Genomic DNA, 12,047 nt, shown 5'->3' with positions numbered 1-12,047 from the left:
GGCCTGCCGAGGGCAGGCCCGCAACGTACGCCGGAGGGTCATTCGCCCCAGCGCAGGTACGCCGGAGCAGGCCGGCCGGGCAACAGGTGGAGTGGAGCGTGGTCGAGCCCGAAGAGCTCACGCATAGCGACATTCTCGCCCGGCCACTTCGGGTTGTCCAGCTCGTCGAAGGCGAGCACGCTGCCGCGTGTGAGGTACGGCCGGATCGCCTCCAGCGCCGCTCGGCTCGGCTCGTAGAGGTCCATGTCGAAGTAGGCCATCGCGATGACGGTTTGCGGGTTCTCCTCGAGGTAGCGGGGGAGTGTCTCCCGTACGTCCCCCTCGACGATTACGCTGCGCTGAGTGACGTGCCCGAAGAACTCGCCGATCTCGTGGGCCTCGAGCACCTCCCGCAGGTACGCCGGGTAATCGTCGGGGACGGCGAACCGGCCCGGGTATGCGGTCGGCCCCACCAGGTCGACATCGTTCACCTCGGGGAAGCCGGTGAACGTGTCGAAGCCGACGATGCGTCGCAGCGGGTTGTACGGCTCGTACACGCCGCGCAGGGCCACGAAGGTACCGAGGTGGCGGCCGTAGCGCACGCCGAACTCCACGATGATGCCGGGAATGTCAAGCACCATGCGGTAAAGCGCATCCATCGACAGTAGGTCGAGCATCTGGTGGCGGCGAAGGAAGAGGGGGAGGTTGTTGATGAGTTCCTCGGATGGGATGGGGGTGTTGGCCAGCAGCTTGGTTAGCCGCTGGTTCACCTCCGTCTCCTGGGGTGAGTCGTGCACGAAGGCGCGCAGGTCCGTGTTCTCGCCCATCAAGGCCTCCCGGCTCGCGAGTCCGCTATATACTTTTAAAGCCTATCGACGGCGGGCGAGGCAGTGCAAGCAAATGGCGACGCCTTCCGGCGCTATGCGATCTATATCTAAAGCTATCTACTTCCGCTTGCGGCGTCCCCGGGACACCTCGGTCTCCAGCGCGTCGAGGTGGTGGCCCCAGAACCTGCGGTACCGCTCAAGCCACTGGTCCACCTCCCGAAGGGGGGCGGGGTCGACCGCATACAGCCGGCGGACGCCCGACCGGCGAACGGTGGCGAAGCCGTTCTCCCGCAGCACCCTCAGGTGTTGGGAGACGGCGGGTTGGGTGATGCCGAACTCGCGCTGCACCACGGCGCCGAGCTCGCCGGCCGACGCCTCGCCATCGGCCAGCATCTCGAGGATTCGACGCCGGACCGGATCGCCGAGGACGTCGAATGCGTGCATGACACAAATATATCAGAGCGCGGTTATGTTCTGAGCCGTGCTGAACCTGGTCGACCGGGGCTAGAAGGGACCGTGAACATGTTCGGACCGGAGTATCTCGAGGTCTACGAAGTCACCCACAGCAACCGGGGCAAGAGCTGGCACGACGAGGCCATCGACATCGCCTCTCAGATACGGCAACGGCGCCCGGATGCGAGCTCTCTCCTGGACGTCGCCTGCGGTGGTGGTCTGCATCTGCAGACTTTCGCCGCAGAGTTCGATCGGGTCGCCGGCGTCGAGCCCGGCCCCGACATGCGGCGGTTGGCCCAGCATCGGATGCCGACCGTTCCTCTCCACGACGCGGACATGCGCGACTTCCGGCTCGACACCACGTTCGATGCGGTGACCTGCCTGTTCGTGGCCATCAACTGCCTGGAGACCGTGGCCGACCTGCGAGCGGCCGTGTCGTCGATGGCGCATCACCTGACACCCGGCGGCGTGCTCGTGGTCGAGCCGTGGTGGTTCCCGGAGCGGTTCCTCGACGGGTATGTGGGCGGCGATCTGGTGCGGGAGGACGGCCGCACCATCGCGCGCGTGTCCCGCTCGACTCGGCAGGGCCGGGCGACCCGGATGGAGGAGCGCTGGCTAATCGGCGACGACTCCGGCATCCGGGAGGTCAGCCAGGTGACCATGCTGACCATGTTCACCAGGGCGGAGTACGAGGACGCGTTCGCCGGCGCCGGCTGCAGCGTCCAATACGAGGAAGGCTGGCTCACCGGACGTGGCCTGTTCGTCGGCGTCCGCACCGGATGAGCGACCGGCCGGCCTGGCGGCCCGGAGCCGTCAGGCCGGTGCGAGCCGCATCCACTCGCTGTCGCGGGCCCACGTGATGGTGCGGCGCAGCCCCACATCCAGCGGGGTGACGCACTGCCAGCCGAGCAGGCGCCGCGCCTTCGCAACGGCCGGCACTCGCCGTGGAATGTCCTGGTAGCGGGCGCCGAGCGCGACGCTGGTGTCCAGCGGCTGCGGTGGCACGTCGGTGCCGACCAGCCGAGTGGCCAACCGGACCACGTCGGCCACCATGATCTCCCGGTCGCTGCCGATGTTGAACGACTGGCCACGGGCGGCCTCGACGTCCGGAATGCGTACGGTCGCGTCTGCGGCGTCTTCCACATAGGTAAAGCACCGGGTCTGCGTGCCGCCGTCGTACACCAGGGGCGGCATGCCGTGCAGCAGCCGGTGAACGGTGCGGCTCAGCACGTACGCCGGGCGTTGCCGGGGACCGTAAAGGTTGAAGTAGCGCACGATGGAGGCGGACAAGCCCTCCTGTCGAGCGAACGCGTACGTTAGGTGCTCGGCCGCGGCCTTGCTCGTGGAGTACGACCACCGGTCGGCCGAGGTGCTGCCGAGCACGCGGTCCGCGTCCTCGTCCCAGGGGGTGCTCGGGTTGCGCCCGTACACCTCGCTCGTGCTGGCCACGACGACGAACGCGCCGACCGCCGCGGCGCGGCGCAGGACGTTGCGGGTGCCGAGCACGTTGACCTCTATGACATCCAACGGTCGGGCCAGGTAGCGGTCCACGCCGACCACCGCGGCCAGGTGATACACGACGTCGGTGCCGGGGCGGATCGCCTCGGCAAGGGCCTTCTCGTCGCGGACATCGCCGGCCACGTGCCGGACCCGCGCCGGGCCGACGCTCAGGTCTGGCGGCCGCGGGTCCGGGTCGTACACGGTGATCTCGTCACCCTGGCGCGCCAGGCGCTCGACCACGTGGCTTCCCACGAAGCCGTGCCCACCCGTCACCACGACCTGTGCCATTGCGTCACCGTCCGATTCCTCGGTACTCGTATCCCCACTCGTGCAGTCGGCCCACGGTGTCCCGTGGGTAGTACATCCGGCCGTCGAAGACGAGGCACGGCATAGCGACGTGCTCGCGCAGGTTGGCGAAGTCGACGGCGTGGAATTGGTCATGCCCGGCGAGAACAGCCAGGCAGTCGGCTCCCGCGACCGCTTCCTCGAGCCTCGCCGTGAGCGGGAGGCCGAACTCCCGCACGACCTGGTCCGGATCGGCGAGCGGGTCGAACAGCCGCACACGCATGCCGGAGGCCCGCAGTGCGGCCACCACTCCGCGCACCGGGGTGCTGCGCAGGTCCCCGGTGTTGTTCTTGAACGCGACTCCCAGGACGGCCACGGTGGCCAGCGTCGGATCGCGGCCCATCTTGATGAGCTCGTCGGTGATGACGTCCGCGGTGTACTCCGGCATGCCGTCGTTGGCCCGGCGCGCTGTCGCCACGGTGGCGAGGTCGACGCCTCGGCCCTGCGCGTCGCGCCACGCCATCCAAGGGTCTTTGGTGAGGCAGGGACCGCCCACCCCGATACTCGGCAGCAACAGGTTGACCGTGCTCTGTCCCTTGGGAAGGGCGTTGGCACGGGACACTACGTCGAGGACGTCAACCTTGAGAGCGGCGCAGTAGCGCGCGAGCTCGTTGGCGATGGCGATGTTCGCGTCGATCCACCAGTTGGTGGCGAGCTTCACCAGCTCCGCCGTTTCCGGGGAGGGCACCTCATGTACGGGCACGCCGAGCGCGTACTCCCAGAACCGGCTCGCGGCCTCGGTGCTCGCCGGGCCGCAGCCGCCGACAACCACTGGGAGTCGTGCGAGCTGCTGAAGCGCCTCGCCTTCTGCGAGGCGCTCTGGACAGAAGGCGAGTCCGAAGTCGACCTCGTGCATCAGACCGTTCGTTTCCAGCAGCGGTGCGACCAGGGTGCGCGTGGTGGCCGGCGGCACCGTGCACTTGAGGATGACCAGCTGTCCGCGCCGCACATGCGGTGCGAGCTGGGTGCAGGCGTCGACGAGCTGGTCGGCGACGAGGCCGCGATCCGGGTCGACCGGGGTGCCGACGGTGACGAGAACCACGTCGGCATCGGCGGCGGCTGCATAGTCGGTGGTGGCGCGTAGCTGGGACGAGGCAGTGAGTCTGGTTACCGCTTCGGCCAGTCCTGGCTCGGGGATCCGGCACTCGCCGCGCTTCAGGGCGTCGACTGTCGACTCGTCCCTGTCGATGGCTACGACATGCATCCCGCGCTGCCCAAGCGTTACGCCCAGGCAGGAGCCGATGTATCCGAAACCGACGACAGCCACGCGAAGAGCAGGAGAGTCGAGAGAGTCGGGGAGGAACCGCATCGCAGACCGTACCGCCCTTCTGCCCGCCTGCGCCGAGAACGCCCGGGTAAGGAACGGACCCGCCGACGGTATCAAGGCGGTACATCCGTTTCAAGCGTCGGCTCTGCCAATCGGAGAAGACTAGGCCGAACGTCACTCAGTGCTATATTATTAGCAAGCTTGTCGGCCGATAGGGAAGGCGGTGCCGCGTGACCGGGATCGCGGTGGACTCCATGGTCCGGATCCCTGGCGGCCGGTACCTGCAGGGCACGCCGGGCTGGGTGCTCGACTGGCTGGACCGGGACCAGAAGGCGTTCCCGTCGAGTTGGTTCGCCGATGAGGCGCCGCAGGTGGAGGTGAGCATCGCGCCGTACCTGATCGACCGCTATCCGGTGACCGTCCGTCAGTTCTCCGCATTCGTCCGCTCGACTGGGTATCGGACGGATGCCGAGCGCGCCGGGTACGGTCTCGTTTACGGCGAGTCCTACTGGACGGAGTGGGACGGGGCGAGCTGGTGCCGTCCAGGCGGCCCCGGCACCGGAATCGACGGGTACGCCGACCATCCCGTCGTCCACATCTCGTGGAACGACGCCAACGCATACGCGCATTGGGCCGGCAAGCGCTTGCCGACCGAGGCGGAGTGGGAGCTGGCGGCGCGCGGGCCCGTCTTCCGGATTTGGCCCTGGGGCGACAGGTGGGATCCCGGTTACGCCAACACTGCGGAGTACTACGCCGGCCCGATTGACTCGCTCGAGGCATGGCGGCGGTGGTGGGATGGTGTGTACGCCCGCCGCGGTCCCGTGCCGCACACGACGCCGGTGGGTAGCTTCTCCCCGCACGGCGACAGCGTCTTTGGCTGCAGTGACATGGCGGGCAACGCATACGAGTGGACGGCCACCCTCTCATACCTCTACGACGAGAACATGCCGTGCGATCTGACACTGCGCGCCGTCATGGGCCGCCACCGCGTGGTCAGAGGCGGCTCCTGGATGAACTTCCGCCATCAGGTGCGCTGCGGCGAACGGATGCACGCAGACCCGGATGGCTGGTCCAACTTCGCACTGGGATTCCGTTGCGCGAGGGACGCGTAGCGCGGCAACCGGGAGGCTGCGGTGGTGAAGATTGTGCTCCCGTCCGGCTGGGCGCACAGGGGCCGCACCGAGTTCGAGGCGCGGCAGGGCCCGCTTGTCGAGGTCATCAAGGAATTCGCGGCGCGGCACCCGACGTTCCGCCGGCGGCTGTTGGACGGCGAGGGCGAACTGCTGCGGTACTACAGTATCTATCTCGACGATGACGCGGTTCCCCGCCACGAACGGGTGATCACCGAGGTCCCCGACGGTAGCACGGTCACGATCATCCCCCCGATGGCCGGAGGCTGACCGGTCTGGCCCCGGCCGCCGAGCATGGGCGCAATCGGCACCCGTGCAATAGTTGACCGTACTACGCAATAGCAAAAGGCGCGTGTACGGAAAGGCCAGTGGTGAAGACCTCGAGGGAGAGACGGACGTACGACCAGGAATGCGGCCTGGCGTACGCCCTTGACGTGGTCGGCGAGCGTTGGACCCTGCTCATCATCCGCGAACTGCTGTTGCGTCCGCGCCGTTACAACGAGTTGCTGGACGCCCTGCCCGGCATCGGCACCAACCTGCTGGCTGACCGGCTGGCGTTCCTCACGGCAGCAGGGTTGATCGAGCCGCTCGAACCGGGCCGCCGTACCGCCGGCTATGCGCTGACGGAACTCGGCCGCAGCCTGCACGAGCCGATCCTCGGCCTGGCCCGGTTCGGCCTGATGATCGGCGGCAACCAGCCGCACCAGGGGGGTGAGGCGGTGCGGGCCACCTGGGCCGCGCTCGCGATCGAGGCGATGATTGACAGCGATCGCGCGTCGCAGGTGGACGAGGTCTACCAGTTCGAAGTCGACGGCGAGGTCTTTCACGTGGCCGTCGTCGACGGCTGCGCGTCCACGCATCCTGGTCCGGCCGAGGCCCCGGCGCTGGTCGCCAGGACCGACGCGCGCACCTTCTTCGACCTTGGCATGCGTCGGCTCGACCCGATCGAGGCAGTGGTCGGCGGCGCGGTCCAGATCACCGGGTCTCCCGCCGCGGTACCCCGTTGCCTTCGCCTGATCGGGCTCGGCCCGCAGCAGCCCACCCTGGCGCCGCCCGGCGGTGTCAAGCCGCCTGCCCCGCCCGTGCCCGCTAAGCCGGTCGCCGGCAAGAAGGTAACCGTCCGGCGCTGACTTCATTTGCGCGTGCTATGTCTCTGACACGCTTGGTGTTTTCGAGCTTGCTCAAAGGAGAGTAGGGACGATCGCGTCCGAGGGTCACTTTAAAAACCCGTGGTAGATTCCTGCTGTCGATCAGGCTGCGCAGGGAGGCCGCGGTGAGCCAGAGCGTACGTGCAGACGAATGGATCGGCCCGTCGCGACCACCCGGGAACCCGCCGGACTCACCGCTGCGTGAGGCGTCGTGGGAGACCATCCGGGCGATGTTCGCGCTCGATCCGCGCACCACGCATCTCAACACCGGCACCGTCGGTGCCATGCCACACGAGGTGCTGAACACTATCGACCAGGTCACCCGGGAGTTCACCGGCGGCCTCATGGACGTGTACCGACCGGCCATGTTCACCGAGTACCGCGAGGCGATCGGCCGGTCCTACGGTGTCGACGGCGACGAGATGGTGATCTGCCACAACGCCACCGAGGGCGTGGCCCGCATCATCAACGGACTCGACCTGCACACGGGTGACGAGGTCATCACGACCAGCCACGAGTGCTACTCCGTGCTGTCCAACTTCAACCTGCTGCGCAACCGGCACGGCATCGAGCTCACCGTGCTCACCCCGCCGTCCGGCTACGACGTGCGGGCCGAGGAAATCATCGAGATGTTCGAGAGGGCCATCACACCGCGTACCAAGGTGCTGGCCTTCGCCGGGATCACCCTGTTCACGGGCACGCTCATGCCGGTCCGGGCGCTCTGCGAGCTGGCCCAGCGGCACGGGCTCACCACGGTCATCGATGGCGCGCTGCTGCCCGGGCTCTTCAACTGTGACCTGCGCGCCATCGGCGCCGACTTCATCGCGTGCTCCGGCTCGAAATTCCAGTGCGGTCCGCTGGGCACCGGCCTGCTGTACATCCGGAACAAGGTGCACCCGGAGCACAATCCGTTGCCGCTACCGACGTTCTGGCCGGTCATCTCCACCTGGTACCCGATGATGGGCAGCCCGCCGCCGCGCACCCGCACCTCCGTGGAGAGCGACAACATCGGCGACTACCTGCAAAGCGCCGGCAGCGCGAACCTGGCCCGGGGCGCCGCCTTGGCCAAGGCGTGCGCATTGTGGGACCAGATCGGGCGCGACCGCATCGAGCATCGAACCATGACGCTCGGCAACTACTGCCGCCGGCGGATCGCGGAGAGCTTCGGCACGCAGGCCATCTACTCGCCCGGCGCCGACCCACGACTGCGCTCGCCGCTCGTGGCGTTCAACCCGTTCCGGCGCCCCGAGGACGCCTGGAACATCAAGAAGTTCATGGCGTACGTGGACCGGCTGGAGGGCGAACACCGCGTGTGGTCCCGCTGGACGGAGTTCGACGTGCCCGGCTCGCCGCATCAGCACTATGCCGCACGGCTGTGCACGCATCTGTTCAACTCTGAGGACGAGATCGACCGGACGGTAGAGATCCTGGTGAAGCTCGCTGACGACATGTCGTGAGCGCTGGTAACCCGAGGATGGTGAGGATGACCCGAACCCTGCGCCTCTACGGCACCGGTGGCGTTGATGACCTTGATCCTGTGGCCGCGCACCACCCGGCGGCCGCTCAGCTGACCCGGCTGTACGCCCGTCAGTTGTTCACCTACGCCGCCGAACGTGACCTGCGTGACTGGCGTGCGGTCGCACCCGTACCCGACCTCGCGCTCGCCGTGCCGTCGACGTACAACGCCGGCGTCGGTGCCAGCCACCGGTCCTACGTGGTTCACCTGCGCCCCGGCGTGCTCTGGGACACTGCGCCCGGGCGCCCGCTGACCGCCCACGATGTGGTGCGGGGCATCAAGCGGATGGCCAACCCGGTGCTCCGCCCGCCCGGCCTGGTCTACTTCACCAGCACGATCCGGGGCATGGCGGAGTACTGCGATCAGTACGCGGCATCGGTACCGGCCGCCAACCCGAGCGCGGCGGCGCTCAAGGAGTTTCAGGACGCCAACGACATCCCCGGCGTGTTCGCCCTCGATGACAGCACCGTGGTGTTCGAGCTGTTCCGCCCCGCCGTCGACTTCATCGACATCCTGGCCCTGCCCTGCGCTGCGCCGGCGCCCGAGGAGTACGACAAGTTCATTCCCGGCAGTCCGCAGCTGCGAGCGAACCTGCGCTCGAACGGCCCGTACCGCTTGGTCGACGCCGACCCCGGCCGGAGGCTGCTCTTTGGGCCGAACCCGGCATGGCGGCAGGACACCGACCCGGTACGGGGCAGGCACGCCGAGCACATCGAGGTGACTGTCACCCCGGAGGCCGCGGATGCGGCGGATCTGCCCTTCGGCCCCGCGGTGGCTCGGCGGGAGCCGCCCGGTCCCGGCGACGACCTGGGCTGGATGCTCGACCCGTACCTCGTGGTCAACCTGCGTAGCCCGAATGCTGGCGGTGCGATGCGCGATCCGGTGGTACGACGGGCCATCGGCGTCGCCATCGATCGCACCGCGCTGCGCGATCTCGTGGCAGAGTTCGATCCGGGCTCCCTGGCGCGGGCCGCGGACGGTGTCGTGCCGCCCGGCAACGACGGGTATGCCGAGGGCATCGACGACGCGGGCTGTGCCGGGGATCCGGAGCGCGCGCGGCGCCTGCTGCGCGAGGCCGGCTACGAAGACGACGTGGACCTCGTCGCACCGCACGCGGACACCGACCGGGATGCTCGGATCGCTCGACGGTACGCCGCCGACCTCGAGCGGGCCGGCTTCCGGGTCCGGTTGGTCGCTCTGCCCGGCGCCGACTATCACCGCCTGCTGGCGGACCCGGCCCGGGGAAGCGCGGGGGAGTGGGACATCGCCGCGGCCTCCCGGTCGCCTGACTGGTACCACGGCAACGGCCGGGTCTTTCTGCAGCCCATGTTCCACTCTGGCCCCACCGGCGGCACGGCCAACTGGGGTGGCTACCGCGATGCCGAGGTGGACGCGCTCATCAATCGTGCGCTCGGCGCGAGCGTGCCGGCGCAGGCGAACCGGATCTGGCAGGAGGTGCAGCAGCGTGTGCTCGCGGATGCAGCTGTGATTCCACTGGTGTTCCGCAAGCCAGGCGGGTATCCGCTCGGGTCGCGCGTCTGCGACGCGATATCGCTGCCGACTCTCGGTAGCGCGCCGGACCTATCGCTCGTCCGGCTCGCGCCGGCCGCCTGAGAGGGAGCTGGCATGAATGATGATCCGGTCGTTCGCGACTACCTGGCACTCGGGCTGCGGCTGGGTCGCCTGGTGGACGGGTTCGTCGACTGCTGGTTCGGTGACCCGCAGCTCGCCCGGCAGATCGAGGACGAGCCGTTGAGCACGGCATCCGCTCTGATCGACCAAGCGAAGCGGCTGCACGTCGCGCTGGCCGACAGCGGGTTGTCTCCGCAGCGACAGTCGTACCTGAGCGCCCAGGTGCAAGCGCTGGAATGCTCGGCGCGCCGGCTCGCCGGCGAGGAAATCAGCTTCCTGACCGAGGTCGAGCGCTACTTCGAGGTGCCCGTCGCGCCTGGCGACCCGGAACGGTACGCCGCGGTGCACGACGAAATCGACGAGTTGCTGCCCGGCCCTGGCGACCTGCAGTCCAGGGTGGATGCGTTCTACGACGCGAACGCGGTGCCGCCCGACCGGCTGGAGGCTGCCGTACGGGCGGTCAGCGCCCAGTTGCGCGCCCGCACCCTCGCCGTGTTTCCGCTGCCCGAGCGGGAACGAATCGAGTACGAGGTGGTGACCGACCGCCCGTGGAACGCATTCAATCGCTACCACGGCGACTTCCGCTCGGTGGTAACGCTCAATGCGGAGGCCGGCCGCGCGATCGGGGCGTTGCCCCTGCTCATCAGCCACGAGTCCTACCCAGGGCACCACACCGAACATTGTGTGAAGGAGGCGACGCTGGTCCGCGGGCGGGGCGAGACGGAGCACGCCATCTCGCTGGTGAACACGCCGCAGTGCCTGATGGCCGAGGGCACCGCCGAGGTGGGCGTAACCGCGCTGCTGGGCGCGGGCTGGGGCGCGTGGACCGAGGCGATCCTGGCCGACCACGGCGTGACCATAGACGGCCCGCTCGTGGAGCGGATGGTCGCTCTGGTACGCGAGCTGCTGCCGGCCCGCCAGGACGCGGCGATCCTGTTGCACGACCGGGGTGCCGACCTCGACACGGCCGCCGATTACCTGAGGCGATGGCTGCTGCTACCGGAGGACAGGGCGCGGCACATCGCCCAGTTCCTCGCCGACCCGTTATGGCGCGCGTACTCGGTGACTTACGTCGAGGGCGCGCGGCTGGTCGGGGAGTGGCTGTCCGCAACTGCGGTCGACGGCGCCGCCATCGAGCGGTACCGGCGTTTGCTGGCGGAGCAGTTGCTGCCGTCGACGTTGCGTGCCGAGCTGAACCGCGTGGAGGTGCCATGAACGAACGAGAATCGGCGCTCTTCCTGTATGAGGAGGCCATGGGGTACACATACGCCGCGGCGCTGCGCGCGGCTGCCGAGCTCGGTGTCGCGGACGCCATGGCGGACGGTTGGTGTACCGCCGCCCAGCTGGCGGAAGCGGTTGGTGCCGACGCGGGCCGGCTGCGGCGGGTGCTGCGATTGCTGGCCGCGCGCGGCATCGTTATGGAGGACGGCGCCGGGCGCTTCGCGCTGACCGACCGGGGTGCCGCGCTGCGCAGCGACGCCGCGGTGCCGGCGCGGTCCGGCGTGCTCATGTTCACCGACACCATGTTCTGGACGATGGCTCACGAGGCGGCGCGGGCGGTCGCCGACCCGCAGCCGTCGTTCGCGCAGGTGTTCGGCCGGTCGCTCGGCGAGTATTTCGACGCCGACCCGGACATCGAGGCGCTCTACTACGACGGCATGGCTACCGTCTCCGACGCCGAGCATCCGCTGCTCGTCGCCGCCTACGATTTCCCCGAGGAGGGCGTCGTGGCGGACATCGGCGGTGGCCGCGGCGCGTTCCTGCAGAGCGTACTGCTGGCCCGCCCGCGCCTGCGGGGTGTGCTGCTCGACCAGCCGCACATGGTCAAGGAACACCGGCTGGACGCATCAGCGGTGGCGGGGCGCGCGGAAGTGCTGGCGGGCGATTTCCTGGCCGACGTGCCCGCCGCCGACGTGTACCTGCTCAAGCGGATCCTGCACAACTGGGACGACGAGCGCAGCATCCGCATCCTGAGCAACTGTCGGCGGGCGATGCGCCCGGACGGGCGGGTGCTGGTCATCGACGCAGTGATCCCGGACGGTGACGAACCGCACCAGAGCAGGCAGATGGACTTCATGATGCTCGCCGCGCTCACCGGTCAGGAGCGTTCAGCCGCAGAGCTGCGCCCGCTGTTCGACGCCGCGGGACTGCGGGTGACCCGGATCATCCCAACCGCGTCGCCCGTGGCGATCGTAGAGGGGCGGGCGGCGTGATCGGCGAGGAACCGCGCTTCGGTGGGACGCTGCGCTA

The 12,047-nt window shown here is 68.8% G+C and carries 12 protein-coding genes; 8 read left to right on the top strand and 4 right to left on the bottom strand.

Going from position 1 to position 12,047, the window contains the following annotated elements:
- Nucleotides 1–38: 38 nt before the first annotated feature.
- Entirely contained in the window at nucleotides 39–806 is a 768-nt protein-coding gene (locus ACWEVO_RS03080; protein WP_452305901.1) for a class I SAM-dependent methyltransferase, read from the bottom strand.
- A gap of 117 nt (nucleotides 807–923) precedes the next feature.
- The gene (locus tag ACWEVO_RS03075) at nucleotides 924–1,250 is read right to left on the bottom strand and encodes an ArsR/SmtB family transcription factor (protein WP_452305900.1); all 327 of its coding nucleotides are present in this window, start codon (nucleotides 1,248–1,250) and stop codon (nucleotides 924–926) included.
- Between the two features lie 78 nt (nucleotides 1,251–1,328).
- On the opposite strand from ACWEVO_RS03075, the gene ACWEVO_RS03070 reads away from it, so the two are divergent.
- A complete protein-coding gene (locus ACWEVO_RS03070; RefSeq protein ID WP_452305904.1) occupies nucleotides 1,329–2,042 on the top strand; it encodes a class I SAM-dependent methyltransferase in 714 nt (237 codons plus the stop codon).
- Between the two features lie 30 nt (nucleotides 2,043–2,072).
- Here ACWEVO_RS03070 and ACWEVO_RS03065 read toward each other — a convergent pair whose 3' ends face one another.
- Nucleotides 2,073–3,047, bottom strand: coding sequence for an NAD-dependent epimerase/dehydratase family protein (locus ACWEVO_RS03065; RefSeq protein ID WP_452305899.1), 975 nt, complete (start codon nucleotides 3,045–3,047; stop codon nucleotides 2,073–2,075).
- Nucleotides 3,048–3,051: 4 nt separating this feature from the next.
- Nucleotides 3,052–4,371 (bottom strand): nucleotide sugar dehydrogenase, encoded by a 1,320-nt coding sequence (locus ACWEVO_RS03060; protein ID WP_452305898.1) that lies wholly within the window; start codon nucleotides 4,369–4,371, stop codon nucleotides 3,052–3,054.
- A 245-nt stretch (nucleotides 4,372–4,616) separates the two neighbouring features.
- Between ACWEVO_RS03060 and ACWEVO_RS03055 the strand changes: the two genes are divergently transcribed.
- The 7 genes from ACWEVO_RS03055 to ACWEVO_RS03025 all read left to right on the top strand — a co-directional run bounded on the left by ACWEVO_RS03055 (nucleotide 4,617) and on the right by ACWEVO_RS03025 (nucleotide 12,010).
- Nucleotides 4,617–5,483 carry a formylglycine-generating enzyme family protein gene (locus ACWEVO_RS03055; protein WP_452305903.1) on the top strand — a complete coding sequence of 289 codons (867 nt, stop codon included), beginning with the start codon at nucleotides 4,617–4,619 and terminating at the stop codon, nucleotides 5,481–5,483.
- A 21-nt stretch (nucleotides 5,484–5,504) separates the two neighbouring features.
- Nucleotides 5,505–5,771 (top strand): MoaD/ThiS family protein, encoded by a 267-nt coding sequence (locus ACWEVO_RS03050; protein WP_452305897.1) that lies wholly within the window; start codon nucleotides 5,505–5,507, stop codon nucleotides 5,769–5,771.
- 101 nt (nucleotides 5,772–5,872) lie between these two features.
- Nucleotides 5,873–6,631, top strand: a complete 759-nt coding sequence (locus tag ACWEVO_RS03045) for a winged helix-turn-helix transcriptional regulator (protein ID WP_452305896.1) — start codon at nucleotides 5,873–5,875, stop codon at nucleotides 6,629–6,631.
- Nucleotides 6,632–6,774: 143 nt separating this feature from the next.
- Nucleotides 6,775–8,106 (top strand): aminotransferase class V-fold PLP-dependent enzyme, encoded by a 1,332-nt coding sequence (locus ACWEVO_RS03040; protein ID WP_452305895.1) that lies wholly within the window; start codon nucleotides 6,775–6,777, stop codon nucleotides 8,104–8,106.
- Nucleotides 8,107–8,123: 17 nt separating this feature from the next.
- Nucleotides 8,124–9,779, top strand: a complete 1,656-nt coding sequence (locus tag ACWEVO_RS03035; protein ID WP_452305894.1) for an ABC transporter substrate-binding protein — start codon at nucleotides 8,124–8,126, stop codon at nucleotides 9,777–9,779.
- Nucleotides 9,780–9,791: 12 nt separating this feature from the next.
- Nucleotides 9,792–11,012, top strand: a complete 1,221-nt coding sequence (locus tag ACWEVO_RS03030; RefSeq protein ID WP_452305893.1) for a DUF885 domain-containing protein — start codon at nucleotides 9,792–9,794, stop codon at nucleotides 11,010–11,012.
- The gene (locus ACWEVO_RS03025; protein ID WP_452305892.1) at nucleotides 11,009–12,010 is read left to right on the top strand and encodes a methyltransferase; all 1,002 of its coding nucleotides are present in this window, start codon (nucleotides 11,009–11,011) and stop codon (nucleotides 12,008–12,010) included. The genes ACWEVO_RS03030 and ACWEVO_RS03025 overlap by 4 nt, the downstream gene beginning before the upstream one ends.
- Nucleotides 12,011–12,047 lie beyond the last annotated feature (37 nt).

The organism is Micromonospora sp. NPDC003776, assembly GCF_053605645.1.
Note: the sequence above shows the minus strand (reverse complement) of the source record. Positions and strands in the feature narration are given on the sequence as shown.

What these genes read in the sequence shown, in the direction of transcription:
- ACWEVO_RS03080 (WP_452305901.1), bottom strand. Translation starts at nt 806, where the DNA reads ATGGGCGAGAACACGGACCTGCGCGCCTTCGTGCACGACTCACCCCAG.
- ACWEVO_RS03075 (WP_452305900.1), bottom strand. Translation starts at nt 1,250, where the DNA reads ATGCACGCATTCGACGTCCTCGGCGATCCGGTCCGGCGTCGAATCCTC.
- ACWEVO_RS03070 (WP_452305904.1), top strand. Translation starts at nt 1,329, where the DNA reads ATGTTCGGACCGGAGTATCTCGAGGTCTACGAAGTCACCCACAGCAAC.
- ACWEVO_RS03065 (WP_452305899.1), bottom strand. Translation starts at nt 3,047, where the DNA reads ATGGCACAGGTCGTGGTGACGGGTGGGCACGGCTTCGTGGGAAGCCAC.
- ACWEVO_RS03035 (WP_452305894.1), top strand. Translation starts at nt 8,124, where the DNA reads ATGGTGAGGATGACCCGAACCCTGCGCCTCTACGGCACCGGTGGCGTT.
- ACWEVO_RS03030 (WP_452305893.1), top strand. Translation starts at nt 9,792, where the DNA reads ATGAATGATGATCCGGTCGTTCGCGACTACCTGGCACTCGGGCTGCGG.
- ACWEVO_RS03025 (WP_452305892.1), top strand. Translation starts at nt 11,009, where the DNA reads ATGAACGAACGAGAATCGGCGCTCTTCCTGTATGAGGAGGCCATGGGG.